Origin of the sequence: Nocardioides sp. JS614, from assembly GCF_000015265.1 — a bacterium.
Classification (GTDB): domain Bacteria; phylum Actinomycetota; class Actinomycetes; order Propionibacteriales; family Nocardioidaceae; genus Nocardioides.
In genome coordinates this window covers 3,380,962-3,407,430 of record NC_008699.1, presented here as the reverse complement: position 1 = coordinate 3,407,430, position 26,469 = coordinate 3,380,962, and the positions used below count along the sequence as shown (strand labels likewise).

The following is a 26,469-nucleotide window of genomic DNA, read 5'->3' as shown; positions in this document are numbered from 1 at the left end:
CGGCGGAGGCTGATTCGGCGCGGCGGCGTGCCGGACCGACTCCGCGAGCCCTAGTTGACGCGGGTCGAGAGGTCGGGCGGGCAGGATGCTGTCGTGATCCCGAGGCTCCTCGTCGCGCTCGTCCTGGCCGGTCTCGCTCTCGGCGGCCGCACCGGCCCCGCGTCGAGCGGGCCCCAGGACCGCACCCCGCCGGCGCCGGTGGTGTCGCCCGTGGTGCCCTTGCGGGGCGTGACGCTGGAGTCGGTGCGCCACCTCGACGAGATCGAGCAGGCACTGGCCCGGCACAGTCGTCGGCCCGTTGCCCGGATCGTGTTCCAGCGCGGCGCCGGCCCGGCGCACTACACGCGCGCCGTGCGTCGCCTGCACGACGACTCCTACCTGATGGGGGAGATCCTCGACTCCACCGCGGTGCGCCGGACCACGGTGCGCGAGTACCGGAACCGGACGCGTGCCTTCGTCCACCGCTTCGGGAGCCGCCTGGACCTCTACGAGATCGGCAACGAGCTGAACGGCGAGTGGCTGGGCCGGCCGCGGTCGATCAACGCCAAGGTCGCGGCGGCCTACGACGTGGTCAAGGGCGAGTACGCCGACCTGGGGCTGCGCTCGGTCGTCACGCTCAACTACTGGCCCAGCCGGGACTGCTACGCCCACGACTGGGAGGCGACGCTGCCGTTCGCGCGTCAGCTGCCGCGAAGGGTGCGGCACGGCGTGGACCTGGTGCTGCTCAGCTTCTACGAGACGGCGTGCTCACCACGAGCACACCCCAGCGCCGGGCAGTTCGCCTCGACGCTGCGCTCGCTGGGCGAGATCTTCCCCGACGCCCAGGTCGGGATCGGGGAGCTCGGCGCCCAAGGACGTGCCGACGGACTGCCCCGCGACCCGACCTCGGCGGAGAAGGAGCGGATCGCCCGTCGCTACATCGGGATGCACGACCGGTTGGCGGACGCGGTCGGCCCGAGGTTCGTCGGCGGGTACTTCTGGTGGTACTACGCGACCGACGCCGTCCCGTGGGACCGCGCCGACTCGTTGTGGCCGACCCTCGAGGACCTCTACGCCACCCTCGGTCAGCCGCGTGCCGGTCCGTGATGCTCGGGCATCACGCGGTGGCGGCGAACGCCTCCCCGACCACGTCGAAGCCCTCGTCGAGCAGCGCGTCGCTGATCGAGAGCGGCGGCAGGAACCGGAACACGTTGCCCCACGTGCCGCAGGTGAGGGTGACGACGCCGTGCTGGTGGCAGTACGCCGAGACCGCGGCGGTGCGCACCGGGTCGGGCTCGGTGGTGCCGGGCTTGCACAGCTCGATCGCCATCATCGCGCCCCGCCCGCGCACCTCCGCGATCACCGCGTGCTCGGCCGCGAGGGCCTCGAGCCGCGCCCGCATGCGGTCGCCGATCTCGCGGGCGCGGGCGTCGAGCCGGCCCGCGCGCATCTCCTCGATCGAGCCGAGCGCGGCGGCGCAGGCGATCGGGTTGCCGCCGTACGTGCCGCCGAGACCGCCGACGTGCACCGCGTCCATCAGCTCCGCGCGGCCGGTGACCGCGGCCAGCGGGAGCCCGCCGGCGATGCCCTTCGCGGTGGTGACCAGGTCCGGCACGACGCCCTCGTGGTCGCAGGCGAACCAGTCGCCGGTGCGGCAGAAGCCGGACTGGATCTCGTCGGCGACGAAGACCACGCCGTTGGCCTGCGCCCAGTGCGCGAGCGCGGGCAGGAAGCCGGGCGCCGGCACCACGAAGCCACCCTCGCCCTGGATCGGCTCGATCACGATGCAGGCCAGGTTCGCGGCACCTACCTGCTTGTCGATCACGTCGATCGCGCGGGCCGCGGCCTGCTCGCCGGTCAGGCCGTCGCGCAGCGGGTAGGACATCGGCGCCCGGTAGACCTCGCCGGCGAACGGGCCGAACCCGTTCTTGTAGGGCATGTTCTTGGCCGTCATCGCCATCGTGAGGTTGGTCCGCCCGTGGTAGGCGTGGTCGAAGACGACGACCGCGTCCCTGCCGGTCGCCACGCGCGCGATCTTCACCGCGTTCTCGACGGCCTCGGCCCCGGAGTTGAACAGCGCGCTCTTCTTCGCGTGATCACCGGGCGTGAGCTCGGCCAGCGCGGCGCAGACGTCCACGTAGCCGTCGTACGGCGTGATCATGAAGCAGGTGTGCGTGAACGCGTCGACCTGGGCGTGCACGTTGCGCGCCACCGCCGGGGCGGCGTTGCCGACGGTCGTGACCGCGATGCCCGAGCCGAGGTCGATCAGCGAGTTGCCGTCGACGTCGACGAGCACGCCGCCGCCCGCCGCCTCGACGAACACCGGGAGCATCGTCCCCACCCCGTCGGCGACGTGGGCGCGCTTGCGCTCGAGGCGTTCGAGCGAGCGGGGGCCGGGGATGTCGGTGACGACCCGGCGCTCCTGGGGGAGGGTCGGGCCGCCTACGGCGGCAACAGCAGATTCGGTCATAGGAAGGAGGCTAGTCCGACGGGATCCGTCTCGGGGAGGGGGTCAGGGCGACGATTTCGAAGGCTGGTGCCCCGGATTCCGTCGCGCGGTCCCCGCTGCGGGAGACTGGACGCGTGAGCAGGCCGGTCAGAGACGTCGCGATCCTCGGCAGCACCGGGTCGATCGGCACCCAGGCGCTCGATCTCGTGCGGGCCAACCCGGACCGGTTCCGGGTCGTGGCGTTGACCGCCGGCGGCTCGAGCCCCGAGCTGTTCGAGCGCCAGGTGGCCGAGTTCGCCCCGGCGTACCCCGACCTCTTCTCCGGGCTGGGCGAGGAGGCCTCGGTCGAGGCGGCCACCCGGCCGTGCGACGTCGTCCTCAACGGCATCACCGGCGCGGTCGGGCTGCGCCCGACCCTGGCCGCCCTCGACGCCGGGCACACGCTCGCGTTGGCCAACAAGGAGTCGCTGATCATGGGTGGCCCCCTGGTGCTCGAGCGTGCGAAGCCGGGCCAGATCGTGCCGGTCGACTCCGAGCACAGCGCGATCGCCCAGTGCCTGCGTGGCGGCCGTGCCGACGAGGTACGCCGGCTGGTGCTGACCGCGAGCGGCGGCCCGTTCCGCGGCCGCACCCGCGAGGAGCTGGCCGACGTGACGCCCGCGCAGGCCATGGCGCACCCGACCTGGGACATGGGCCCGGTGATCACCATCAACTCGGCGACCCTGGTCAACAAGGGGTTGGAGGTGATCGAGGCGCACCTGCTGTTCGGCATCCCCTTCGACCGGATCGAGGTCGTGGTGCACCCGACCAGCGTCGTGCACTCGATGGTCGAGTTCGTCGACGGCTCGACGCTGGTGCAGGCCAGCCCGCCGACCATGCTGATCCCGATCGCGCTCGGCCTGTCCTGGCCGGACCGGGTGCCGGACGCCGCGCCCCCGGTCGACTGGAGCCGGCCGGAGACCTGGGAGTTCTTCCCGCTCGACGACGCGGCGTTCCCGGCCGTGGCGCTGGCCCGCGAGGCGGGGCAGCGCGGCGGGACCGCCCCGGCGGTCTACAACGCCGCCAACGAGGTCGCCGTCGACGCCTTCCGCACGGGCGCGCTGGCGTTCACCGAGATCGTGCCCACGGTTCAGGCCGTTCTCAGCCGGCACGACGTACCCTCGGAGGTGACGATCGAGGACATCCTCGCCGCCGACGCCTGGGCCCGCGAGGCCACCCGCACCCGCCTCCGGCCCGACCAGATCGAGGACTGACCAGTGGAACCGCTCTTCTACCTCCTGGGCGTGGTGATCTTCGTGGTCGCCATCCTGGTCTCGATCGGCCTCCACGAGCTCGGCCACATGATCCCGGCGAAGCGGTTCGGCGGGAAGGTCACGCAGTACTTCATCGGCTTCGGCCCGACCGTGTGGAGCAAGCGGGTCGGCGAGACCGAGTGGGGCGTCAAGGCGATCCCGCTGGGCGGCTACGTGAAGATCGTCGGCATGCTCCCGCCCGGCGCGGAGGAGATCGCCGACGAGGTCACGGTCGACGCGGACGGCAACCAGGTCGTGCGGGTGCGCAAGTCCAACACCGGCATGTTCACCCAGCTCATCTCCGACGCCCGCGCGGCGGAGTGGGAGACGATCCGGCCCGAGGACAGCGAACGCCTCTTCTACAAGATGCCGTGGTGGAAGAAGGTCGTCGTGATGGCGGGCGGGCCGACGGTCAACCTGCTGATCGCGTTCACGATCTTCTGGGGCATCTTCGGTCTCTACGGCGTGCGCACGGCCGAGCCCGACGCCGGCGCCCCGGTGATCGACGAGGTCTCGCAGTGTGTGATCCCGTACGCCGAGAGCGGGCGCGAATGCACCGACTCCGACCCGCTCAGCCCGGCGGCCGAGGCGGGCCTGCGGCCCGGCGACGTGGTCACCACCTTCAACGGCACGGCGATCACCGGCTGGGACCAGCTGCGCAGCGCGATCCGCGGAAACGACGACGGCAAGGCGGTCATCGGCTACGAGCGCGACGGCCAGTCGATGACCGGCACCACGAGCACCACCGTCGAGGCGCGCCCGACCTCCGCGACCGACGAGACCCTGCACCAGGTCGGCTTCCTCGGCGTCACCCCGACCACCCACGAGGTGACCACCACGGGCGGCCCGATCTACACCCTCGACCAGATGGGTGAGATGACCGTGGTCACGGTCAAGGCGCTCGGCACGCTCCCGGTCAAGGTGTGGGGCGTGGCGAAGGCGATCGTGGGTGTGGAGGAACGCTCCATCGACAGCCCGGTGAGCATCGTCGGCGGCGGCCGGATCGCCGGCGAGACCGTGTCCCACCAGGACTTCCCGGTGGCCGAGAAGGCCGTCTACCTGCTCTCGCTGATCGCGGGGTTCAACTTCTTCATCGGGATGTTCAACTTCATCCCGCTGCTGCCGCTCGACGGGGGCCACATCGCGGGCGCGCTCTGGGAGGCCGTCCGTCGTGGGTTCGCCCGGCTCCGCGGCCGGCCCGACCCCGGCTACGTCGACGTGGCCAAGCTGCTCCCGATCGCGTACGGCGTCGCCGCGGTGCTGCTCGTCATGGGCGTGGTGCTGATCGTCGGGGACCTCGTCGTACCCCTGCACCTCGTTTCCTAGGTTCCGGTCCTAACATCGAAGCCATGAGCACCCCCGCGTCCGCCGTCAGCCTCGGCCTGCCCGAAGCGCCCCCGCCGGTGCTCGCGCCGCGCCGCAAGACCCGCCAGATCCGGGTCGGCAAGGTCGGCGTCGGCAGCGACTACCCGGTCTCGGTCCAGTCGATGACGACCACGCAGACCTCGGACGTCAACAGCACCCTGCAGCAGATCGCCGAGCTCACCGCGACCGGGTGCGACATCGTCCGGGTGGCGTGCCCCAGCCAGGACGACGCCGACGCGCTGCCGGCGATCGCGCAGAAGTCGCAGATCCCGGTGATCGCCGACATCCACTTCCAGCCGAAGTACGTGTTCGCCGCGATCGACGCCGGCTGCGCGGCGGTCCGCGTCAACCCCGGCAACATCCGCAAGTTCGACGACCAGGTCAAGGAGATCGCCCGCGCGGCCAAGGACCGCGGCACCTCCATCCGGATCGGCGTCAACGCCGGCTCCCTGGACAAGCGGCTGCTCGAGAAGTACGGCAAGGCCACGCCCGAGGCGCTGGTCGAGTCCGCGGTGTGGGAGGCCAGCCTGTTCGAGGAGCACGACTTCCACGACTTCAAGATCTCGGTCAAGCACAACGACCCCGTCGTGATGGTGCGCGCCTACGAGATGCTCGCCGAGCGCGGGGACTGGCCGCTCCACCTCGGCGTCACCGAGGCGGGGCCGGCGTTCCAGGGCACGATCAAGTCGGCCACGGCCTTCGGCGCCCTTCTCTCGCAGGGCATCGGCGACACGATCCGGGTCTCGCTGTCCGCGCCGCCGGTCGAGGAGGTCAAGGTCGGCATCCAGATCCTCCAGTCGCTCAACCTCCGGCCCCGCAAGCTCGAGATCGTGTCCTGCCCGTCCTGCGGTCGCGCCCAGGTCGACGTCTACACGCTGGCCGAGCAGGTGACTGCCGGCCTCGAGGGGCTCGAGGTGCCGTTGCGGGTGGCCGTCATGGGCTGCGTCGTCAACGGACCGGGGGAGGCCCGCGAGGCCGACCTCGGCGTCGCCTCCGGCAACGGGAAGGGCCAGATCTTCGTCAGGGGCGAGGTCATCAAGACCGTGCCGGAGTCGAAGATCGTGGAGACCCTGATCGAGGAGGCCATGCGGATCGCGGAGGGCATGGAGTCGGTGGACGGCGCCGGCGCCTCGGTCACCGTCAGCTGAACGGCCGGAGAACACCGCCGCTCGGGTGGTGACGCGGAGGCCCGTCGCACCGCACACTGCGGCTGTGAGGATCTCCCGCAGGCAGCTCATCGGTGCGGCATCGCTCTCCGGCCTCGCGACGGCCACCGGCGTCTCCCGGCTGCTGCCCGCCGCGGCCGCGCCGCCACCGCTCCCGGCTCCGGACGCGTCCGGCATCGAGCACGTGGTCGTGGTGATGATGGAGAACCGCTCGTTCGACCACTACCTCGGCTGGCTCCCGGGCGCCGACGGCAAGCAGGCCGGCCTCAGCTACGTGGACCGCAAGGGCGTGCGGCACGCGACGCACCGGCTGACGGCGTACGACGGCTGCGGGTTCGAGGACCCCGACCACTCGTGGGAAGGCGGCCGGATCCAGCTCAACAACGGGTTGCTGGACGGCTTCCTCAAGTCGGGCAACAACGACCTGCTCGCCATCGGCTACTACACCGACGAGGACCTCTCGTTCTACGCGCGGGCGGCCCGGGACTGGACGGTATTCGACCGCTACTTCTCGGCCGTGATGGCCGAGACCTACCCCAACCGCTTCTACCAGCACGCCGCGCAGACCGACCGGCTGCACAACAACACCGACCGGTCCACGCTGCCGACGATCTGGGACCGGCTGGCCGAGAAGGGCCTCCGCGGCACCTACTACTACAGCGACATCCCCTTCACCGCGCTCTGGTACGAGAAGCACCTCGACATCTCCCAGCACTTCGCGACGTTCCTGCTCGACGCGGCCGCCGGCACGCTGCCGGCGGTCTCCTTCGTCGACCCGCGGTTCCTCAACGAGGAGGGCGGCACCTCGAACGACGACCACCCGCTCGCCGACATCCGCGCGGGCCAGAGCTTCCTCAACCAGGTCTACGACGCGGTGCGCACCGGCCCGGGCTGGGAGCGCACGGTGCTGGTCATCAACTACGACGAGTGGGGCGGGTTCTTCGACCACGTCCGGCCGCGGCGCGCGCCGGACGTGTCGAGGAAGACGGCGCTGCGCGGGTTCCGGGTGCCGGCGCTGATGATCTCCCCGCTGGCCCGGCGCGGCCACGTCTCCCACCACGTCTACGACCACACGTCGGTGCTCCGGATGATCGAGTGGCGGTGGGGGCTGCGGCCGCTGACCCCGCGCGACCGCTACGCGCGCAACATGGCTGAGGCGCTCGACCTCGCCGGCGGTCCGGACACCGCGTCCTCGACGTACGACGTCCCGGACATCGCGCCGGTGGGCTGCGCGCCCGACGAGACCAAGTCCGCGGACTGGGCGGCCCTTAAGCACTTGGCGCGCGACCTCGGCTGGAGGCTTCCCCGATGAGCGCGAGGCGATGGCTGGTCCCCGTCGGGCTGCTCGCCCTCGGGCTGGCGCTGCCGCCCGCGGGCGCCGCGCTGCCGGACCGGGCCCCGACCGGGGCACCGACGCGGACGCCGGCCACGGCTGCCTACGTCCCGCCGATCCGGCACGTCTTCGTGATCAACATCGAGAACAAGGGCTACGACCGGACCTGGGGCGCCGGGTCCGCAGCGCCGTACCTCGCCACGACGCTGCGCCGCAAGGGCGTCCTGCTCGACAAGTACTACGGCACCGCGCACAACTCCCAGCCCAACTACGTCGCGCAGATCTCGGGGCAGGGGCCGAACCCCGACATGCAGGCGGACTGCCAGACCTACTCGACGTTCGTCCGGGTGACCACGGTCGAGCCGGACCAGGCGGTCGGGTCCGGGTGCGTGTTCCCCGCCGACGTCCCGACGCTGCCGGGCCAGCTCACGGACCAGGGGCTGACCTGGCGCGGCTACATGGACGACATGGAACGGCCCTGCCAGCACCCCGAGCGGGACGCCCCGGACCCGACCCAGCGGGCGACGGCGGAGCACAACTACGCCGCGCGGCACAACCCGTTCGTCTACTTCCGCTCGATCACCGACCATCCGGCGTACTGCAAGGCGCACGTGGTGCGGCTCGGTCGGCTCACCGACGACCTGGCACGCCTCCGCACCACGCCGAACCTCGTCTACATCACCCCCGACCTGTGCAACGACGGCCACGACGCGCCGTGTGCCGACGGCCGGCCCGGCGGGCTGCGCAGCGTCAACGCGTGGATGAGGAAGTGGGTGCCGCGGATCCTGCAGTCCCCGGCGTTCCGCAGGAACGGCGTGCTGGTGATCACCGCCGACGAGTCCGACGGGCCGCAGACCGACGCCACCGCCTGCTGCGGGCCCGCGACCTCCGCGAACAGCCCGATGCCCGGCATCTTCGGGCCCGGCGGGGGGAAGATCGGCGCGCTCGTGCTCTCCAGGTACGTCGAACCGGGCACCTGGAGCACCACGCCGTACAACCACTACTCCCTGCTCGGCTCGATCGAGGAGATCTTCGGGCTGCCCAAGCTCGGCTACGCCCGGGACCCCGGCGTCGACACGTTCGGCCTCGACGTCTACAACTCCGGCTGGGAGCAGTAGTCCCCGGACTGTCCTAGGGTGTCGCCCATGCTGCGGACCGCGTTGCTCACGGTGCTCGACCCCGGCAACCCGCCGGCGTGGTGCTTCCGGACGAACGCCGAGGGTGAGCTGCCGACCTGCACCTACGTCAACGGCAGCTGGCACCGCAGCTACGAGGACGGCGGGCTCGGCTCCGGCGGCGACGGCATCGGGGGCGCGATGGTCGCGCTGTTCGTGATCGGCCTGGTGGTCAGCGGGCTCGTGCTGGCCTGGAAGATCTCCACCGCCCGCAAGATGGCGCGTGAGGCCGGCATGAACGAGGACGATGCCACGATCATGACCGTGCTCACCGACGACGGCTTCGAGGCGACGTACCTCGCGGCCAACCTGCGCCAGCCTCCCGCCCGGCCTGGCGCGCAACCTCCCACCCAGCCGCCGACGCCGGCCGTGCCGCCGGCGGGCGAGCGGCTGCGCGAGCTGGACCGGCTCCTCGAGGAGGGGCTGATCACCCAGGCCGAGCGGGACGAGCGACGTCGCGCCGTCATCGACGGGATCTGACGGGTCGCCGGCCCGATCACGACGTAGGCTTCGGCCGTGCTCACGACCCGCCACGGCGTCCGTCCGCTCGGGCCGGCCGACCTCGACGCGTTCCTCGCGCTCGCGCGCAGGAGCCCGGTCGTGAACGCCTTCGTCGACTACCGCGCCACGACCACGAACCTCGAGCCGCGTTGGCTGGGCGGCGAGATGTGGGGCCGCTTCGACGACGGCGAGCTCGCCGCCGCCTGCCACGTCGGCGCGAACCTGGTCCCGGTCGAGGCGACCCCCGACGACGCCGCTGCGTTCGCGGAGCGGGCGCTGACCCGCAACCGCAGCGTCTCGACCATCGTCGGGCCGCAGGCGGCGGTCCGGGAGTTCTGGAACGGCGTCGCCCCGACCTGGGGCCGGCCCCGGGAGACCCGCTGGGAGCAGCCGCACCTGGAGATCGCCGCGGCCCCGTTGGTCGAGCCGGACCCGCTCGTACGCCGTACCGTCCGGGCCGACCTGGCCGAGCTCTACCCGGCCTGCGTCGCGATGTACACCGAGGAGGTCGGGATCTCGCCGGAGGACGGCGGCGGTGCTGAGCTGTACCGCGCCCGCGTCCTCCAGCTGGTCAACCGGGGTTGGTCCTTCGCCCGGTTCGACGGAGGCCGGCTGGTGTTCAAGGCCGAGGTCGCCTGCGCGACGCCCTACGCCGCCCAGGTCCAGGGCGTCTTCGTCCCGCCGGACCGGCGCGGCGAGGGACTCGCGACCGCTGGCATGGCCGCGGTGGTCGACCTGGTCCGCCGCGAGATCGCCCCATCCGTGTCGCTCTACGTCAACGAGTGGAACGCTCCCGCGCGCGCGGCCTACGAGCGGGTCGGCTTCCGCGAGACCGCCCGGTTCGCCACGGTCATGTTCTGAGCGCGCCTCGCCCGAGCTCGCGAGGACGAGGAAGCACGCGCCAGGTCGAGTGGCCCCGCGGGCGACAGGCGTCGGGCGGTTTCCCCGGGTAACCGGGGAAGTTGGAACATCTGGCCCGAAACTTCGGCCGAACAGTTCCGGTTTCCCCGGTGAACCGGGGAAACCGTCACCGGTCCGACGCACAGGCGGCCAGGGGCAGCGCCGCACCTGCGAGCAGGAAGGACCTCATACCCGCCAGACGCCATAACCCGGGCGAAGGTTGCAGTCCCGAACAAGTAGCCTTCTCCGCATGATCTCACCCCACGAAGCCGCTCGCTGCGCTCGCGCCTCCGCGGGGGCCCCGAGATGATCATGCGGATGTCGAGCCTGTTCGTGCGGACCCTGCGAGAGGACCCCGCGGACGCCGAGGTGCCGTCGCACCGGCTGCTCGTCCGCGCCGGCTACATCCGCCGCGCCGCCCCCGGCATCTACACCTGGCTGCCGCTGGGCCTGAGGGTGCTCCGCAAGATCGAGAACGTCATCCGCGAGGAGATGGACGCGATCGGCGCCCAGGAGATGCTGTTCCCGGCGCTGCTGCCGCGCGAGCCCTACGAGGCGACCAACCGGTGGACGGAGTACGGCGACGGCATCTTCCGGCTCCAGGACCGCAAGGGCGCCGACTACCTCCTCGGCCCGACCCACGAGGAGATGTTCACGCTCGTCGTGAAGGACCTCTACTCCTCCTACAAGGACCTGCCGCTCTCGATCTACCAGATCCAGACGAAGTACCGCGACGAGGCGCGACCCCGCGCCGGGCTGCTGCGCGGGCGCGAGTTCGTGATGAAGGACTCCTACTCGTTCGACGTCGACGACGCCGGCCTCGACGTGAGCTACCAGAAGCACCGCGACGCCTACGTGCGGATCTTCGACCGCCTCGGGTTCGAGTACGTCATCGTCGAGGCGATGTCCGGCGCGATGGGCGGGTCGAAGTCCGAGGAGTTCCTCGCCAAGGCGAGCGTCGGAGAGGACACCTACGTGCGCTGCACGTTGTGCGACTACGCCGCGAACGTCGAGGCCGTGCACTCGCCGCCGATCCCGCCCGTGCCGTACGACGACGCGCCCGCCGCCCACGCCGAGCAGACTCCCGACACGCCCACGATCGAGACGCTCGTGGCCCACCTCAACGAGCGGTTCCCCCGCGAGGACCGCCCCTGGGCGGCGTCGGACACCCTGAAGAACGTGGTGTTCTCGGTCCACCACCCCGACGGCGCCACCGAGGCGCTGGCCGTCGGCCTGCCCGGCGACCGCGAGGTCGACGCCAAGCGGCTCGAGGCCCACCTCGGCGAGGGCGTCGTCTTCGAGCCGTTCGGCGAGGCGGACTTCGCGGCCCGCCCGACCCTGGCCAAGGGCTACATCGGCCCCGGGGCGCTGGGGGAGAAGAAGCCGGCCGGCGTGCGCTACCTGCTCGACCCACGGGTCGTCGAGGGCACCCGCTGGGTGACCGGAGCCGACGCCGCCGGCAGCCATGTCATCGACCTGGTGGCCGGCCGCGACTTCTCCGGCGACGGCCTGATCGAGGTGGCCGAGGTCCGCGACGGCGACCCCTGCCCGCGCGGCGACGGCGGCACCCTCGAGACCGCCCGCGGCATCGAGATGGGCCACATCTTCCAGCTCGGCCGCAAGTACGCCGACGCCCTCGACCTCAAGGTCCTCGACGAGCAGGGCAAGCTCGTCACGGTGACCATGGGCTCCTACGGCATCGGGCCCTCGCGCGCCGTGGCCGCCATCGCCGAGGGCACCCACGACGAGCTGGGCCTGGCCTGGCCGCGGGAGGTCGCGCCCGCCGACGTCCACATCGTCGCCACCGGCAAGGACGAGCACGTCTTCGCGGCGGCCGAGCGGATCGCGCACGAGCTCGACAAGCAGGGTGTCGAGGTGCTCTACGACGACCGGCCCAAGGTCAGCCCGGGGGTGAAGTTCAAGGACGCCGAGCTGATCGGTGTCCCGACGATCGTCGTGGTCGGCAAGGGCCTCGCCGCGGGCACGATCGAGGTCAAGGACCGACGTACCGGCCAGCGGCAGGACGTGCCGGCCGACCACCTGGTCGACCGGGTGATCGCCATCGTGAGGGCATGAACGCCCCCGGCTCGCTCGACGCGGTCGTCTTCGACTGGGGCGGCACGCTCACGGCCTGGCACGACATCGACTTCCACGCGGAGTCGCTGGCGCTCGCCCAGGCCGTGGTGAACGCCGACCACGACGTCGAGGTCTCCCGCGAGCGTCTGCACGCCGCCGGCGATGCGGTCTGGGGCCGGTCTCGCGACGAGCACCGGAGCGCGACGGTCGCGGACCTGTTCACCGAGGCCGGGCTCGAGCACGACCCCGAGCTGCTCACCGCCTACTACGAGTTCTGGGAGCCGCACACGCTCACCGACCCCGAAGCCGGCCCGCTCTTCGAGCGGCTCCACGAGCTCGGGCTGAAGGTCGGCGTGCTCTCGAACACGATCTGGCCGCGGGACTGGCACGAGAGGTGGTTCCGCCGCGACGGCGTCGACCGGCTGCTCGACGGCGACGTCTACACCAGCGAGATCGCGTGGACCAAGCCCTCGCCGCTGGCCTTCCGTGCGGCGATGGACGCGATCGGGGTCAGCGATCCCGCCCGCTGCGTGTACGTCGGGGACCGGCTGTTCGAGGACGTCTGGGGCGCCCAGAACGCAGGGATGCGGGCGGTGCACATCCCGCTCAGCGCGATCCCGCCCCACCAGGTCGGGCACACCGAGGGGGTCCCGGACGGGGTCGCGCACCGGTTGGCCGAGATCGGAGACCTCGTCACAGGGTGGCTCTGACCTGCGGTTCTGCAGGTTTGTGCAATGCGAAAACGTGAGGTTGGGGTCCGGTCGCGCTTCCGGCGGCCGTGTTGCATGCTTTTGCAAGAGCGGTCCTCCCGCCAGTCCCCCCACATCCCGGCGGGATCCGCTCGAACGGCCACGTCCAGGCCTCAGCGGTCCGCGTACTCGTCTCTTCCGGGGAACATCTCGGGAGTTCCCCGGAAGACGAGTTCGCGGACCGCTGCTTCGTTCAGCGCCCCGACCGCGCTGCGCCGCTGCTCGCCCACGGTGTGCTCCACCAGGTAGGCGTAGGTCGCCGCGCAGGCGCGCTCCACGGCGAGCGCCGCCCGGTCCACCTGGGCGGGCGTGTCAAGGCGGGGCAGCTCGTACGCCGGCTCCGCGGCGACCGGCTCGGCCCCCTCGTCGAGGATCGTGGCGGTGAGCCGGTCACGCCGGGCCCGGTGCGCGTCGTACGCCCGGACGACCGACGCGAACAGCTCGGGGGTCGCGGACCGTGAGGTGCGGCCGCCGAGCGCGCCGTACACGTAGACGGCTGCATGCTCGGCGGCCAGCGCGATCTGCAGCGCGTCGAGCTCAGCCATCCTCGCCCGCCAGCCGCTGCGCGACGGCGGCGCTCATCGAGGCCAGCAGCCCGGCCAGGGCACCGCTCTCGGCGGCCACGGCCGCCTCCACCAGGTGCCCCTGGAGCCGGCGCTCGCGGCGCCGCAGGTCGCCGGCCGGGACCGGTCGGCCGGGCGTCGACCCGACCGGCGTCCCGTCCAGCGCGTCGATGTGCGCCCGGTGCAGCGCGACCAGACCCGCCGCGCCGGCCGAGGACGCGTGCCGCAGCGCCGCGGAGAGCTCGTCGAGCACCCGCTCCACGAGCGCGACGTCGGGGTCGGGATCGGGGGTCGCGGTGGGCCCGACGCCCTCGGGCACGCCGGAGTCGTCGTCGCAGCCCGCGACGACCACCGAGCCGACGGCCGCACCGACGGACAGGGCGAGCGTCGTGCGGCGGGCGAGACGAGGACCGGCGGGCACGGCGAAGACCCTACCGAGACCGGCCAGCCGCTATCGTTGACGATCAACAACAGCACAAGGAGGTCGCCCACTCGTGAGCAGTGCCAACCAGGACGCCACCCGGGGCCAGATCGAGGCCGAGCTCGACGACCCCCTGCGTGCCCTGGGCCTCGACATCGAGGCCGTCGAGATCACCCCCGCCGGCAAGCGGCGGATCCTGCGCGTCGCCGTCGACAAGGACGGCGGGGTCACGCTGGACGAGGTCGCCGAGGCGACTCGCGAGGTCAACCGGGTGCTCGACGGCTCCGAGGTGATGGGCGAGCAGCCCTACACGCTCGAGGTCACCTCGCGGGGTGTCGACCGGCCGCTGACCCTGCCCCGGCACTGGCGGCGCAACGCCGGCCGCCTGGTGAAGGTCGCCTTCGCCGACGGTCGGGCGGCCACCGGACGGATCCTCGACAGCAACGAGGAGCAGGTCACGCTCGACGTCGGCGGCACGCGCCAGCAGGTCGCCTACGCCGAGGTGAAGAAGGCGCTGGTGCAGGTCGAGTTCAACCGGCCCACGGACGGGCCGGGCGATGACGGAGACGACGGCGGAGACGACGAGGCGGGGGAGGCCTGATGGACATCGACATGAGCATCCTGCGGATGCTCGAGCGGGAGAAGGAGATCTCCTTCGACGTGCTCGTCGAGGCGATCGAGCAGGCCCTGCTCACGGCGTACCACAAGTCGCCGGGTGCGCACGAGCAGGCGCGCGTCGTGCTGGACCGCAAGAGCGGCCACGTGACCGTGCTCGCCTCGGAGGTCGACGAGGAGGGCAATGCCGTCGGCGAGTACGACGACACCCCGGCCGGGTTCGGCCGGATCGCGGCGACGACGGCGAAGCAGATCATGCTCCAGCGGCTGCGCGACGCCGAGGACGACGTCCGGTTCGGTGAGTTCTCCGGCAAGGAGGGCGACATCATCTCGGGGATCATCCAGCAGGGCCGCAACCCCGACGACGTGATGGTCGACCTCGGCAAGCTCGAGGCGCTGCTGCCGGTCGGCGAGCGGGTGCCGGGGGAGCGCTACGACCACGGCACCCGGATCAAGTGCCTGGTCGTGTCGGTCCGCAAGGGCATGCGCGGGCCGCAGATCACGCTGTCGCGCTCGCACCCGAACCTCGTCAAGAAGCTGTTCGCGCTGGAGGTGCCCGAGATCGCCGACGGCACGGTCGAGATCGCCGCGATCGCCCGCGAGGCCGGGCACCGCACCAAGCTCGCGGTCCGCTCGACCGTGCCCGGGGTGAACGCCAAGGGCGCCTGCATCGGCCCGATGGGCTCGCGCGTGCGTGCGGTGATGTCCGAGCTGCACGGCGAGAAGATCGACATCGTCGACTGGTCCGAGGACCCCGCCGAGATGGTCGCGCACGCGCTCTCACCGGCGCGGGTCACGTCCGTCGAGATCGTCGACGCGGCCGCGAAGTCCGCGCGCGTCGTGGTGCCGGACTTCCAGCTCTCCCTCGCGATCGGCAAGGAGGGCCAGAACGCCCGCCTGGCCGCCCGCCTCACCGGCTGGCGCATCGATATCAGGAGCGACGAGGCCGAAGCCGGCAGCGACGCCTGAGGAGCGGCGGGATCGCGGCACCACGGGTCCCCGGTTCGATAAGGGTGGCCCGATCGCGGTAGGGTTGTCGCCAGTGGCGCGTGAACACATCCCTTCTGCATGCCCCGAACCCTCCAGCCTGCCAGGCCCGGTCCGGACGTGTGTCGGGTGCCGGAAGCGGGCCGCGAAGAACGAGCTGGTCCGCGTGACCGTCGGCTCGGATGCGCACGGCCACCCGGCCGTCGTACCCGATCCGGCAGCCACCGCACCCGGGCGGGGAGCGCACCTGCACCCCACCATGGAGTGTTACGACCTCGCGGTGCGCCGGAAGGCGTTCGGCCGGGCCCTCCGGGTCACGACCGGGCTCTCCAGTGCACCGGTGGGGGAGTACCTCGGCTCGGCAGACGGCACGGCACCACACCCCCGATCGACCGACAGAGACTGGAGCAGCAGCTCATGAGCACTCGATGAGTACTTCGCGATGAGTTTGCACAACCACTAACGGTCTGAATCACCCCCCAGCACAGAACTGGACCCGGGTCTCAGGCCAGAAGGAGAAGCGTGGCTAAGACCCGAGTTCACGAGCTCGCCAAGGAGTTCGGAGTCGAGAGCAAGTTCGTTCTCGAGAAGTTCAAGGAGATGGGGGAGTTCGTCAAGTCCGCGAGCTCCACCGTCGAGCTCCCCGCCGAGATGCGGTTCCGCAAGGAGTACGGCGAGAAGCTGAAGGCCGAGGCGTCCGCGGCTCCCGCGGCGCCGGCCGAGAAGCCGGCCGCCAAGAAGGCGCCGGCGAAGAAGGCTGCCGCCACGGCGGAGCCCGAGGCGCTTGCAGCCGAGCCGGCCGCCGAGCCGGCCGCCGCCGAGGCGCCTGCCGCCGCCGAGGCGGAGGCACCGGCCGCCAAGGCCGCGGCCCCCAAGCCCGGCCCGAAGCCGGCCCCCGTGGCCGAGCAGCCGGCCCCGCCCGCCGAGCCCGAGGCCCCCGAGGCCCCGGAGGCACCGGCTGCCTCCGCGGCGCCCGCTGCCCCGAAGGCGCCGGCGCCCCGCCCGGTCGGCCGGCCAGGTGCCCCGCGCCCCGGCAACAACCCGTTCGCGTCCAGCCAGGGCATGGGTCGCCGGCCCGCCCCGGGCGCTCCCGCTGCTCCCGGCGCCGGCGACAACCGTCCGCCGCGCCCGCCGGCCGCACGTGAGGGCGGCGTCCCCGGTCGCCCGGGCATGCCGCGTCCCAACCCGGCGATGATGCCGAAGTCCCCGTCCGCGTTCGGCGCGGGTCCCGGTGGCCGTGGCCCCGCTCGTCCCGGCGCCCCCGGCCGGGGCGGTGCCCCCGGCCGCGGTGGTGCTCCGGGTCGCGGCGGCGTCGGCACCGGCGCCCCCGGCCGCGGTGGCGCTCCCGGTGGCGGCTTCGGGCCGAGCGGTGGCGGTCGCCCCGGCGGCGGCCGTCCCGGCCAGCGCGGCCAGACGCAGGGTGCGTTCGGTCGCCCCGGTGGCCCCTCGCGCCGCGGCCGCAAGTCCAAGCGGGCGCGTCGCCAGGAGTTCGAGGCCATGGAGGCCCCGACCATCGGCGGCATCCGCGTCCGCAAGGGCAACGGTGAGACCGTGCGCCTGCCGCGTGGCGCCTCCCTGACCGACTTCGCCGAGCGGATCAACGTCGAGCCGGCCCAGCTGGTGCAGATGCTGTTCAGCCTCGGCGAGATGGTCACGGCCACCGAGTCCGTCAACGACGAGACCCTCGAGCTGCTCGGCGAGGAGCTCAACTACGTCGTCGAGGTCGTCTCCCCCGAGGACGAGGACCGCGAGCTGCTCGAGTCCTTCGACATCGAGTTCGCCGACGACGAGGACGACGAGGGGCACTTCGAGGCGCGGCCGCCGGTCGTGACCGTGATGGGTCACGTCGACCACGGAAAGACCAAGCTCCTCGACGCCCTGCGGCACGCGAACGTCGCCTCGGGCGAGGCCGGTGGCATCACCCAGCACATCGGTGCCTACCAGGTGCACACCGACGTCGACGGTGAGGACCGCAAGATCACCTTCATCGACACCCCGGGTCACGAGGCGTTCACCGCCATGCGTGCCCGCGGCTCGCAGTCCTCGGACATCGCGGTCCTCGTGGTCGCGGCGGACGACGGCGTGATGCCGCAGACCGTCGAGGCGCTCAACCACGCCAAGGCAGCCGGGGTCCCGATCGTGGTCGCGGTCAACAAGATCGACAAGCCGGAGGCGGACCCGACCAAGGTCCGCGGCCAGCTGACCGAGTACGGCCTGGTGCCCGAGGAGTACGGCGGCGACACGATGTTCGTCGACGTGTCGGCCAAGTCCGAGCTCAACCTCGACAAGCTGCTCGAGGCCGTCGTGCTGACCGCCGACGCGTCGCTCGACCTGCGCGCCAACCCCAACCGGGATGCGCAGGGCCTGGTCATCGAGGCGCACCTGGACCGCGGTCGCGGCCCGGTCGCCACGATCCTGGTCCAGCGCGGCACGCTCCACGTCGGCGACTCGATCGTCGCGGGCCCGGCCCACGGCCGCGTCCGGGCGATGCTCGACGAGTACGGCAACGAGCTGACCGAGGCGACCCCGTCGCGTCCGGCCATGGTGCTGGGTCTGTCCACCGTCCCCGGCGCCGGCCAGAACTTCATCGTGGTCGAGGACGACCGGATGGCTCGCCAGATCGCCGAGAAGCGTGAGGCCCGCGAGCGGGCCGCCATGCAGGCCAAGCGGCGCGTGCGCCGTACCCTCGAGGACTTCATGGCCTCCATGGAGAAGGGCGAGAGCCAGGAGCTCAACCTCATCCTCAAGGGCGACGTGTCCGGCTCGGTCGAGGCGCTCGAGGACGCGCTGGCGAAGATCGACGTCGGCGACGACGTCAGCCTGCGGGTCATCGACCGCGGTGTCGGTGCGATCACCGAGACCAACGTCGACCTGGCGGCCGCGTCCGACGCGATCATCATCGGCTTCAACGTCCGCCCGCAGGGCAAGGCCACCGAGCTCGCCGACCGCGAGGGCGTGGAGATCCGCTACTACACGGTGATCTACCAGGCGATCGAGGAGATCGAGGCCGCGCTCAAGGGCATGCTCAAGCCGGAGTTCGAGGAGTCGACCCTCGGCCAGGCGGAGATCCGCGCGATCTTCCGCTCGTCCAAGGTCGGCAACATCGCGGGCTGCATGGTCATCAGCGGCGTGATCCGGCGCAACGCCAAGGTGCGCGTGATCCGCGATGGTGCCGTCGTCGCCGACAACCTCGACCTGGCCTCGCTCAAGCGGGAGAAGGACGATGCATCCGAGGTCCGCGAGGGCTTCGAGTGCGGTCTCGTGCTGCGCAACTTCCAGGACATCAAGGAAGGCGACATCGTCGAGGCCTTCGAGATGCGGGAGATCCCCAGGGCCTGACGGCCCTTCCGCCTGCGGCGGAACAAGGGCGCGGTCCGGCTTCGCCGGGCTGCCCTTTGTTCCGCCGAACCAGGCTCGCTGCGCTCGCGGTTCGGCGGGCCGGCTCGCTTCGCTCCCCGGCGTCCAAGCGGCGTCGGGGAGTGTTGTCCGTTCGTTATGTGAAGGTAGGAACATGAGCAACCCACGCATCCGCAAGATCGCCGACCGGATCCAGGTGGTCGTCGCGGAGATGCTGGAGCGACGGATCAAGGACCCGCGGCTCGGGTTCGTGACCGTCACCGACGTCCGGGTCTCGGGGGACAGCCAGCAGGCCACGATCTTCTACACGGTCCTCGGAGAGGACGACGAGGCGGCCCGTACGGCCAGCGCGGTCGCGCTGGAGTCGGCCAAGGGCCTGCTGCGCTCCGAGGTCGCCAAGCAGCTCGGGATGCGGCACGCGCCGACCCTGGAGTTCGTGCACGACGCGCTGCCTGAGAGCGCCCGCCAGCTCGACGAGGTGCTGGCCCGCGCGAAGGCGCAGGACGAGGCGCTGGCAGCCGGGCGCGGCACGGCGTACGCCGGCGAGGCCGACCCCTACAAGAAGCCGCGTCCGGCCGACGCCGACGAGCCCGACGACTCCGGCGAACCCGGCGAGTTCGACGGGGTCGATGACGACGAGTGAGGCCGGGCTGGTCGTCGTCGACAAGCCCGGCGGCCTGACCTCGCACGACGTCGTCTCGCGGGTGCGGCGCCTGACCGGCACCCGCAAGGTCGGGCACGCGGGCACCCTCGACCCGATGGCCACCGGGGTCCTCGTGCTCGGGATCAACCGGGCGACCCGGCTGCTCGGGCACCTGATGCTGACCGAGAAGGCGTACGACGCCACCATCCGGCTCGGTGTCGCCACGAGCACCGACGACGCCGAGGGCGAGGTGACCGCGACCGCGTCGGCCGCGGGCCTGGACGAGGCGACCGTCCGAGCGGCGGCCGCCGAGTTCGTGGGCGACCTGCTGCAGGTGCCGACCGCGGTGTCGGCGATCAAGGTCGACGGCAAGCGCGCCTACCAGCGGGTCCGGGCGGGCGAGGAGGTCGCGCTGGAGGCCCGCCCGGTCACGGTCCACGAACTGGTGGTCCACGAGGTCCGACCGGCCGGCGACACCTGCGACCTCGACGTCGCGGTGCGCTGCTCGAGCGGCACCTACGTGCGCGCGATCGCCCGCGACCTCGGCGCCCGCCTCGGCGTGGGCGGCCACCTGACGGCGCTGCGTCGTACCGCCGTCGGCCCCTACGGGCTGGACGTGGCGCACACCCTGGACGAACTCGGCGAGGAGCTCGTGGTGCTGCCGGTCGCGGCGGCTGCGCGGGCGGCGTTCGCGAGCCGCGACCTCGATGACGCCCAGGCCACCGACGTCCGCTTCGGGCGGGCGCTGGACCTCGACCTCCCGGGCCTGACCGCCGTGTTCGCCCCGGACGGGGAGTTCCTCGCGCTCTACGAGCCGCGCGGCGGCGCGGCCAAGGCCGTCGCGGTCTTCGTGTGAGCGCTCGGTAGGCTTCCCCGGTGCAGATCTGGCGCTCCCTGGAGGAGGTCCCCTCCGGCCTCGGGCCGACCGCCGTGGTGATCGGCAACTTCGACGGGGTCCACCTCGGCCACCGGCACGTCGTCAACCGGGCGCGCGAGACGGCCGCCGAGCGGTCGCTGACCGTCGTCGCGGTCACCTTCGAGCCACATCCGATGGCGGTGCTGCGGCCCGAGCACGCGCCCACGACGCTGACCTCGCTGGAGATCCGCGCCGAGCTGCTGGCCGACGCCGGCGCCGACGCGGTGCTGGTGCTGCCGTTCGACCGGGGCGTCGCCGCATGGACACCGGAGGAGTTCGTCGAGCGGGTGCTCGTCGATGCGCTGCACGCGGCCGTGGTCGTGGTCGGCGCGAACTTCCGGTTCGGCAACAAGGCCGCCGGAGATGTCGCGACCCTGCGCCAGGCGGGGGAGCGGCACGGATTCGAGGCGGAGGGCATTGCACTCGACGGTGGCCCGCAGGTCTGGTCCTCGACGTACGTCCGGATGAGCCTGGCCGCCGGCGACGTCGCGGGCGCGGCGGAGGCGCTCGGCCGGCCGTACGCCGTGCGCGGCGTCGTGGTCCGTGGCGACCAGCGCGGCCGCGACCTCGGGTTCCCGACCGCGAACGTGCCGGCCGACGAGCTCACGGCGGTGCCACCCGACGGTGTGTACGCCGGCCGGCTGCGCCGGCTGGACACCGGTGAGACGTTCCCGGCCGCGATCAGCGTCGGCACCAACCCGACCTTCGACGGCGTCCGCGACCGGCGGGTCGAGGCCTACGTGCTCGACCGGACCGACCTGGACCTCTACGGCGTCGAGGTCGAGGTGAGCTTCGTCGACCGGCTGCGCGGCATGGTCGCCTTCGAGTCGATCGACAAGCTCGTGGCCCAGATGAACGACGACGTCGACCGCGCCCGAGAGCTGCTGGCGTGACCGTCCCCCCGCCCCCGGAGCCGATCGCGGCCGCGGACGCGTGGTTCCTCCAGCACGGGCTGTCCTACTTCGTGCCCGAGCGCCGCGCGGACGTGCGCAACGCGCTCCGGCTGCGCCGGACCGTGCCGCTGCTGCTCCTCGTCGCCCTGCTGGCGGCGGCGGCCGGGGCGGCGCTCGCGTGGGTCTCGGGGCAGTTCAGCGCGGCCCCGGCGACGCTGGTGTCGCTGGGGCTGGCCGCGGCCGTCTGGTACGCCCTGACCGCGCTGCACGCCCGCCAGATCGTCGCCTGGGGCCTCAAGCGCACCTTCGGGGGCCTGCGCCGGCTGCTGCCGATGACGACCCGCGCGCTGCCCCTGCTGCTGCTCGCGATCACGTTCCTGTTCATCAACACCGAGATGTGGCAGGTCGGTGGCAACCTCAGCGTCGGCTCGCTGTGGCTGGTGGTCCTGCTCTTCGCGCTCCTCGCGGTCGCGTTCCTCCTCGTGCGCCTGCCCGAGGAGGTGGACCGCGCCGACGACGCGGTCGACGACGCGCTGCTGCTGCGGGCCTGCGCCGGCTCGCCGCTGGAGGAGACCTGCCGGGAGCTGGTCGAGGACCCGGACGCCGATCCCGCGGCGTACGCCGAGGTCACCGGCTTCGAACGCTGGAACCTGATCCTGGTGCTGATGGTCGTCCAGGTCGTGCAGGTGCTGCTGCTGTCGCTGGCGGTGTTCGCGTTCCTGATGGTCTTCGGCGGCCTGATCATGACCGGCCCGGTGATCGAGGCCTGGCAGGCCGGGGACGACTTCAGCGAGTCCCGGGCACTGGTCCAGGTGTCGGTCTTCCTGGCGGCGTTCTCCGGGCTCTACCTGACGGTCTCCACGGTCACCGACGAGACCTACCGCGCCCAGTTCTTCTCCGGGGTCACCCGCGAGCTGGAGCGCGCGGTCGGCATGCGCGCGGTCTACCTGGCGCTGCGCGAGCGGTCCTGACCCCTACGCGTCGAGGTCCTGCTCGACGAGGGCGGCGATCGTGTCGAGAGCGGCCTGGTCGTCGCTGGACACCTCGACCTGGTCACCGGGTCCGGCCCCGAGCGTCATGATCATCAGCGAGGAGCTCGCGTCGACGGGATCCCCACCGGGGATGCCGATCAGCACCTCGCTGTCGAGCTCCTCGGCGGCCTGGGCGATGAGCTGGGCGGGCCGGGCATGCAGGCCGACGGAGGATCCGACGACGACGGTCTTGGTGAGCATGGATGGTTCTCCTTGACGGGACGGTTGGTTGGCTGGGTCAGCCGATGGCGAGGTCGGGGTCGGGCTTGCCGAGGGACTTCAGGCCGATGACGGCCGCGGCGCCGACGAGGGTGCCCACCGCGAGCGCGATCAGGTAGCCCAGGATGTTGCTGACGGCGAAGAGCACGAAGATCCCGCCGTGCGGCGCGCGCACCCCGACGTCGAGGGCCATCGAGATGCCGCCGGTGACGGCGCTGCCGCACATGATGGCCGGGATGACGCGGAGCGGGTCCGCCGCGGCGAAGGGGATCGCGCCCTCGGTGATGAAGCTCGCGCCCAGGGCCCAGGCCGCCTTGCCGTTCTCGCGCTCGGCCTGGTTGAACAGCCCGGGGCGGACGACGGTGGCCAGGGCCAGCGCCAACGGCGGGACCATGCCGGCGAGCATCACGGCAGCCATGATCTTCAGCTGCGGCGCGTCGCTCGCGAGCGCTGCCCCGCCGACGCCGGTGGCGGCGAAGGTGTAGGCCACCTTGTTGAGCGGACCGCCCATGTCGAAGGCCATCATCAGGCCGAGGATGGCGCCGAGCACCATCGCGCTGCTGCCGCTGAGCGAGTTCAGGCCGTCGTTCAGCTGGTCCATCAGCCAGCCGATCGGCTTGCCGAACACCACGATCATCAACAGGCCGGCGACGATCGAGGTGACCAGCGGGATGATCAGCACCGGCATCAGACCGCGCATCCAGGCGGGGACCTGCCGGCCGCCGACCCAGTGCGCGATCAGGCCGGCCAGCACACCGCCGATGATCGCGCCCAAGAACCCGGTCGCCGGAATCGAGACGGGGCTGTCACCCGAGCTCTGCACGTTGAAGATGTTCGCCGCCAGACCGCCCATCACGAAGCCGGGCGCGATGCCGGGCCGGTCGGCGATCGCGTACGCGATGTAGCCGGCGAGCGCCGGGATGAAGAGCATGAAGGCCGTCTTGCCGATGATGAAGAACAGCGCGCCGATGTAGGCCGCGAGCCCGGAGCCCAGGAGCGCGTGCTCGAGCCCGAGGGCGTCGGGATCCGGCAGGTCGAAGAGCGTGTTGTTCACGGCGATGTCGCCGTAGGGCCCGACGATCTCGTAGCCGCCGAGCAGGAACGACAGGGCGATGAGCAGACCCCCGGCCGCGACGAACGGGATCATGTACGACACACCGGTCATCAGCACCCGGCGGGTCCGGGCGCCCCAGCTCTCGCCGGCGGTCGAGCGAGACGTCGTCGCGGCGTCGGCCGCGCTGCCCTCGACGCGCGGGGCGTCCGGGTCGTCGGCGTACCGGAGGGCCTCGGCGATCATCGCGTCGGCCTGGTCGAAGGGGCGCTTGACCCCCGAGGAGACCAGGGGCTTGCCGGCGAAGCGGTGTCGGTCGCGCACGCCGACGTCGACGGCGAAGATGACGGCGTCGGCCGCGGCGATCGTGGCCGGGTCCAGCGGCGTCGCGCCGGCTGAGCCCTGGGTCTCGACCTGCAGGTCCACCCCGGCCCGTGCTGCGGCGGCCTCGAGCGCCTCGGCGGCCATGTAGGTGTGGGCGATCCCGGTCGGGCACGCGGTGACCGCGACCAGCCGCCGCGGCGCGGCCGAGGCGGCCGGGGCTGCCGGGGCTGCCGGCTGCGGGGCAGCGCCGATCGCGCCGGTGACCAGCTCGGCCACCTCTGCCGGGGTCCCGGCCGCGCGCAGCGAGTCGGTGAAGGCGGGCTTCACCAGGGCACGGGCGAGCTTGGTGAGCAGCTGGAGGTGGGTGTTGTCACCGCCGGTGGGTGCGGCGATCAGGAACACCAGGTCAGCCGGGCCGTCTTTGGCACCGAAGTCCACGGCGGGCTGGAGCCGTGCGAAGGCCAGGACGGGCTCCGCGACGCCGGCCGTGCGGCAGTGCGGGATCGCGATCCCGCCCGGGAGGCCGGTGGCGGACGTCGCCTCACGGGCGAACGCGTCCGCCACGAGCTGGTCGGCGTCGCCGGCGCGGCCGGCGTCGCCGACGATCCGGGCCAGCGCCCGGATCACGGTGTGCTTGTCGGCGCCGAGGTCCGCATCGAGGCGGACGAGCTCGGCGTTGATGAGGTCGGACATGGGTCACCCTTCGCTGAGGTCCAGGGCCCGCACCGAGACGAGATCGGGGCGGACCTGGTGGGGATGAGGCATGGTCGTGCCGGGAAGTCCTGCGGCGGCGCTGCCGTAGGCCACCGCGAGGGCGAGACGTTCCTCCGGGCGGTGGCCCCGGAGCTCGCCGAGCAGGTAGCCGAACAGGCTCGAGTCGCCCGCTCCCACCGTGCTGACCACCGGGGTCGGCGGAGGAGCGGCGTGCCAGGCCCCGTCGGCGGTCACGAGGACTGCCCCGCGGGCACCGAGCGTGGCGAGCACGCTCTCCACCCCGGACTCGACGAGGGTCCGCGCCGCCTTGGCTGCGGCGTACGGGTCCGCCTCCAGGAGCTCGGGGTCGTCGCCCGTGAAGGAGGCGAGCTCCTCGCCGTTGGGCTTCATCAGGTGCGGGGCCGCCGTGGGCAGCCGGTCGACCAGGGCGCGCAGCGGCGCGTCGCTGGTGTCGACCGCCACCCGGGCGCCGCACTCGCGGAGCAGCACCACCAGCTCGGCGTACCACTCGGGCGGGGCGCCCGGCGGCAGCGAGCCCGCGAGCACCACCCAGTCCGCGGCGGCGGCCCGGTGCCGCAGCGCGTCGGCGAGGGCGCGCCGGACGGGCTCGGTGAGCTCGGGACCGGGGCTGTTGAGCTTCGTGGTGGTGCCGTCCGGCTCGGTGATCGTGATGTTCACGCGCAGCGAGCCGTCGTGGTGCACCGGGCGGCAGTCGATGCCGGCGGCCAGCAGCTCGAGCACGAAGGGGTCGTCCTTGGCGGCCGGGAGCACGGCGATGGCGGGCACCCCGGCGGCGATGCAGGCACGGGCGATGTTGACGCCCTTGCCGCCGGCCTGGGAGATCACCGAGTCGGCCCGGATCACCTTGCCGCGCTTCAGCCGCCCGGCCAGCACGACGGTGCGGTCCAGGCTCGGGTTGGCGGTGAGGGTGAGGATCACGCCGTCACGACCTCGACACCCGCGACCTCGAACGCCACGCGGTCGCCGACCGGCAGGTGGTCGTCGGTGACGAGTACGTCGACCTCCGCGAGCGCGGCGAACCGGACCGCGGCGTCGGTGCCGGCCTTGCTGGAGTCGGTCAGGCACACCACCCGGCGGGCCGCACCCACCATCGCGCGCTTGACGGCGGCCTCGTCGTGGTCGGGCGTGGAGAGGCCGTGCTCGACCGAGATGCCGTTGGTGCCCAGGAAGGCCACGTCGACCTTGAGCTTGTGCACGGCGGTGACGGTGTCTGCGCCGACCGCCGCCTGGGTGGTCGACCGGACCCTCCCGGGCAGCAGGTGGAGGTCGATCTGCGGCATCCCGGTCAGGCGGGCGGCCACGGGGACGGCGTGGGTGATCACGGTGAGCCGGTGGTCGCGCGGCAACAACACCGCGAACCGGCTGGTGGTCGAGCCGGCGTCGAGCAGCACGGTGCCGCCCGGGGGAGGGAGCTGCTCGAGGGCAGCCTTCGCGATCGCCTCCTTCTGGGAGGTGTTGGCCTGGTCGCGCTCGCCGAGGCCGGACTCGATCACGGCCAGCGAGCTCGCCGGCACGGCGCCGCCGTGGACGCGGCGGACCAGGCCCATCCGCTCCAGGGTCGAGAGGTCGCGGCGCACGGTCTCGGTCGTGACGTCGAACTGCTCGGCGATGACCGCGACGGACAGGCGCCCGTGCTCGGCGACGAGCTGGGCCATGGCCTGTTGCCGCTCTTCGGCGTACATTCTCGGTACCGCTCCTCTCGATCTTTGTATCTGTGGTTTTACGCCCG

General features: G+C 72.3%; 25 protein-coding genes. 18 read left to right on the top strand and 7 right to left on the bottom strand.

Features of this window, described 5'->3' with window-relative positions:
* Positions 1 to 93: 93 nt before the first annotated feature.
* A complete protein-coding gene (locus NOCA_RS17715) occupies positions 94 to 1,086 on the top strand; it encodes a hypothetical protein (RefSeq protein ID WP_011756642.1) in 993 nt (330 codons plus the stop codon).
* Between the two features lie 10 nt (positions 1,087 to 1,096).
* On the opposite strand, the gene gabT is transcribed toward NOCA_RS17715, so the two are convergent.
* Positions 1,097 to 2,449, bottom strand: coding sequence for a 4-aminobutyrate--2-oxoglutarate transaminase (gene gabT / locus NOCA_RS17710; RefSeq protein ID WP_011756641.1), 1,353 nt, complete (start codon positions 2,447 to 2,449; stop codon positions 1,097 to 1,099).
* Positions 2,450 to 2,562: 113 nt separating this feature from the next.
* Here gabT and dxr point away from each other — a divergent pair, with 113 nt between their 5' ends.
* The 9 genes from dxr (at position 2,563) to NOCA_RS17665 (ending at position 12,946) form a co-directional block, all read left to right on the top strand.
* Positions 2,563 to 3,681 (top strand): 1-deoxy-D-xylulose-5-phosphate reductoisomerase, encoded by a 1,119-nt coding sequence (dxr, locus tag NOCA_RS17705; RefSeq protein ID WP_011756640.1) that lies wholly within the window; start codon positions 2,563 to 2,565, stop codon positions 3,679 to 3,681.
* A 3-nt stretch (positions 3,682 to 3,684) separates the two neighbouring features.
* Positions 3,685 to 5,046, top strand: coding sequence for a M50 family metallopeptidase (locus NOCA_RS17700; RefSeq protein ID WP_011756639.1), 1,362 nt, complete (start codon positions 3,685 to 3,687; stop codon positions 5,044 to 5,046).
* 23 nt (positions 5,047 to 5,069) lie between these two features.
* Positions 5,070 to 6,233, top strand: coding sequence for a flavodoxin-dependent (E)-4-hydroxy-3-methylbut-2-enyl-diphosphate synthase (gene ispG, locus NOCA_RS17695; protein ID WP_011756638.1), 1,164 nt, complete (start codon positions 5,070 to 5,072; stop codon positions 6,231 to 6,233).
* Between the two features lie 64 nt (positions 6,234 to 6,297).
* Positions 6,298 to 7,563: an alkaline phosphatase family protein gene (locus tag NOCA_RS17690; RefSeq protein WP_041546640.1), complete on the top strand. Its 1,266-nt coding sequence runs from the start codon at positions 6,298 to 6,300 to the stop codon at positions 7,561 to 7,563.
* Positions 7,560 to 8,702, top strand: coding sequence for an alkaline phosphatase family protein (locus tag NOCA_RS17685; RefSeq protein WP_011756636.1), 1,143 nt, complete (start codon positions 7,560 to 7,562; stop codon positions 8,700 to 8,702). Before NOCA_RS17690 ends, NOCA_RS17685 begins: the two co-directional genes overlap by 4 nt.
* A 27-nt stretch (positions 8,703 to 8,729) precedes the next feature.
* The gene (locus tag NOCA_RS17680; RefSeq protein ID WP_011756635.1) at positions 8,730 to 9,239 is read left to right on the top strand and encodes a hypothetical protein; all 510 of its coding nucleotides are present in this window, start codon (positions 8,730 to 8,732) and stop codon (positions 9,237 to 9,239) included.
* 36 nt (positions 9,240 to 9,275) lie between these two features.
* Entirely contained in the window at positions 9,276 to 10,121 is an 846-nt protein-coding gene (locus NOCA_RS17675; RefSeq protein ID WP_011756634.1) for a GNAT family N-acetyltransferase, read from the top strand.
* Positions 10,122 to 10,466: 345 nt separating this feature from the next.
* Positions 10,467 to 12,236, top strand: coding sequence for a proline--tRNA ligase (locus tag NOCA_RS17670; protein WP_011756633.1), 1,770 nt, complete (start codon positions 10,467 to 10,469; stop codon positions 12,234 to 12,236).
* A complete protein-coding gene (locus NOCA_RS17665; protein ID WP_011756632.1) occupies positions 12,233 to 12,946 on the top strand; it encodes an HAD family hydrolase in 714 nt (237 codons plus the stop codon). Before NOCA_RS17670 ends, NOCA_RS17665 begins: the two co-directional genes overlap by 4 nt.
* Positions 12,947 to 13,098: 152 nt before the next feature.
* Here NOCA_RS17665 and NOCA_RS17660 read toward each other — a convergent pair whose 3' ends face one another.
* Together NOCA_RS17660 and NOCA_RS17655 are read right to left on the bottom strand one after the other, a co-directional pair.
* Positions 13,099 to 13,530 carry a ferritin-like domain-containing protein gene (locus tag NOCA_RS17660; RefSeq protein ID WP_011756631.1) on the bottom strand — a complete coding sequence of 144 codons (432 nt, stop codon included), beginning with the start codon at positions 13,528 to 13,530 and terminating at the stop codon, positions 13,099 to 13,101.
* A complete protein-coding gene (locus tag NOCA_RS17655) occupies positions 13,523 to 13,969 on the bottom strand; it encodes a hypothetical protein (protein ID WP_011756630.1) in 447 nt (148 codons plus the stop codon). Before NOCA_RS17655 ends, NOCA_RS17660 begins: the two co-directional genes overlap by 8 nt.
* A 73-nt stretch (positions 13,970 to 14,042) precedes the next feature.
* Between NOCA_RS17655 and rimP the strand changes: the two genes are divergently transcribed.
* The 8 genes from rimP (at position 14,043) to NOCA_RS17620 (ending at position 22,351) form a co-directional block, all read left to right on the top strand.
* Positions 14,043 to 14,570 (top strand): ribosome maturation factor RimP, encoded by a 528-nt coding sequence (rimP, locus tag NOCA_RS17650; RefSeq protein WP_011756629.1) that lies wholly within the window; start codon positions 14,043 to 14,045, stop codon positions 14,568 to 14,570.
* A complete protein-coding gene (gene nusA / locus NOCA_RS17645) occupies positions 14,570 to 15,553 on the top strand; it encodes a transcription termination factor NusA (protein WP_011756628.1) in 984 nt (327 codons plus the stop codon). The genes rimP and nusA overlap by 1 nt, the downstream gene beginning before the upstream one ends.
* 73 nt (positions 15,554 to 15,626) lie before the next feature.
* Complete coding sequence (locus NOCA_RS26615; protein WP_011756627.1) at positions 15,627 to 15,992, top strand: YlxR family protein; 366 nt, start codon at positions 15,627 to 15,629, stop codon at positions 15,990 to 15,992.
* Between the two features lie 101 nt (positions 15,993 to 16,093).
* Positions 16,094 to 18,910 (top strand): translation initiation factor IF-2, encoded by a 2,817-nt coding sequence (gene infB, locus NOCA_RS17640; protein ID WP_011756626.1) that lies wholly within the window; start codon positions 16,094 to 16,096, stop codon positions 18,908 to 18,910.
* A gap of 172 nt (positions 18,911 to 19,082) precedes the next feature.
* Entirely contained in the window at positions 19,083 to 19,571 is a 489-nt protein-coding gene (gene rbfA / locus NOCA_RS17635; RefSeq protein ID WP_011756625.1) for a 30S ribosome-binding factor RbfA, read from the top strand.
* On the top strand, positions 19,558 to 20,427 hold the full coding sequence (gene truB, locus NOCA_RS17630) for a tRNA pseudouridine(55) synthase TruB (RefSeq protein WP_011756624.1): 870 nt from the start codon (positions 19,558 to 19,560) through the stop codon (positions 20,425 to 20,427). Before rbfA ends, truB begins: the two co-directional genes overlap by 14 nt.
* A 20-nt stretch (positions 20,428 to 20,447) precedes the next feature.
* Complete coding sequence (locus NOCA_RS17625) at positions 20,448 to 21,380, top strand: bifunctional riboflavin kinase/FAD synthetase (RefSeq protein ID WP_011756623.1); 933 nt, start codon at positions 20,448 to 20,450, stop codon at positions 21,378 to 21,380.
* Positions 21,377 to 22,351: a hypothetical protein gene (locus tag NOCA_RS17620; protein WP_011756622.1), complete on the top strand. Its 975-nt coding sequence runs from the start codon at positions 21,377 to 21,379 to the stop codon at positions 22,349 to 22,351. The genes NOCA_RS17625 and NOCA_RS17620 overlap by 4 nt, the downstream gene beginning before the upstream one ends.
* Before the next feature lie 3 nt (positions 22,352 to 22,354).
* Here the strand turns inward: NOCA_RS17620 and NOCA_RS17615 are convergent, their stop codons facing one another.
* Genes NOCA_RS17615 through NOCA_RS17600 form a run of 4 tightly spaced genes read right to left on the bottom strand, consistent with a single transcriptional unit; the run spans position 22,355 to position 26,422 of the window.
* Positions 22,355 to 22,612 (bottom strand): HPr family phosphocarrier protein, encoded by a 258-nt coding sequence (locus NOCA_RS17615; protein ID WP_011756621.1) that lies wholly within the window; start codon positions 22,610 to 22,612, stop codon positions 22,355 to 22,357.
* Positions 22,613 to 22,649: 37 nt separating this feature from the next.
* Positions 22,650 to 24,698: a PTS fructose transporter subunit IIABC gene (locus NOCA_RS17610; protein WP_011756620.1), complete on the bottom strand. Its 2,049-nt coding sequence runs from the start codon at positions 24,696 to 24,698 to the stop codon at positions 22,650 to 22,652.
* 3 nt (positions 24,699 to 24,701) lie between these two features.
* Positions 24,702 to 25,658: a 1-phosphofructokinase family hexose kinase gene (locus tag NOCA_RS17605; protein WP_011756619.1), complete on the bottom strand. Its 957-nt coding sequence runs from the start codon at positions 25,656 to 25,658 to the stop codon at positions 24,702 to 24,704.
* On the bottom strand, positions 25,655 to 26,422 hold the full coding sequence (locus NOCA_RS17600) for a DeoR/GlpR family DNA-binding transcription regulator (protein ID WP_011756618.1): 768 nt from the start codon (positions 26,420 to 26,422) through the stop codon (positions 25,655 to 25,657). Before NOCA_RS17600 ends, NOCA_RS17605 begins: the two co-directional genes overlap by 4 nt.
* Positions 26,423 to 26,469 lie beyond the last annotated feature (47 nt).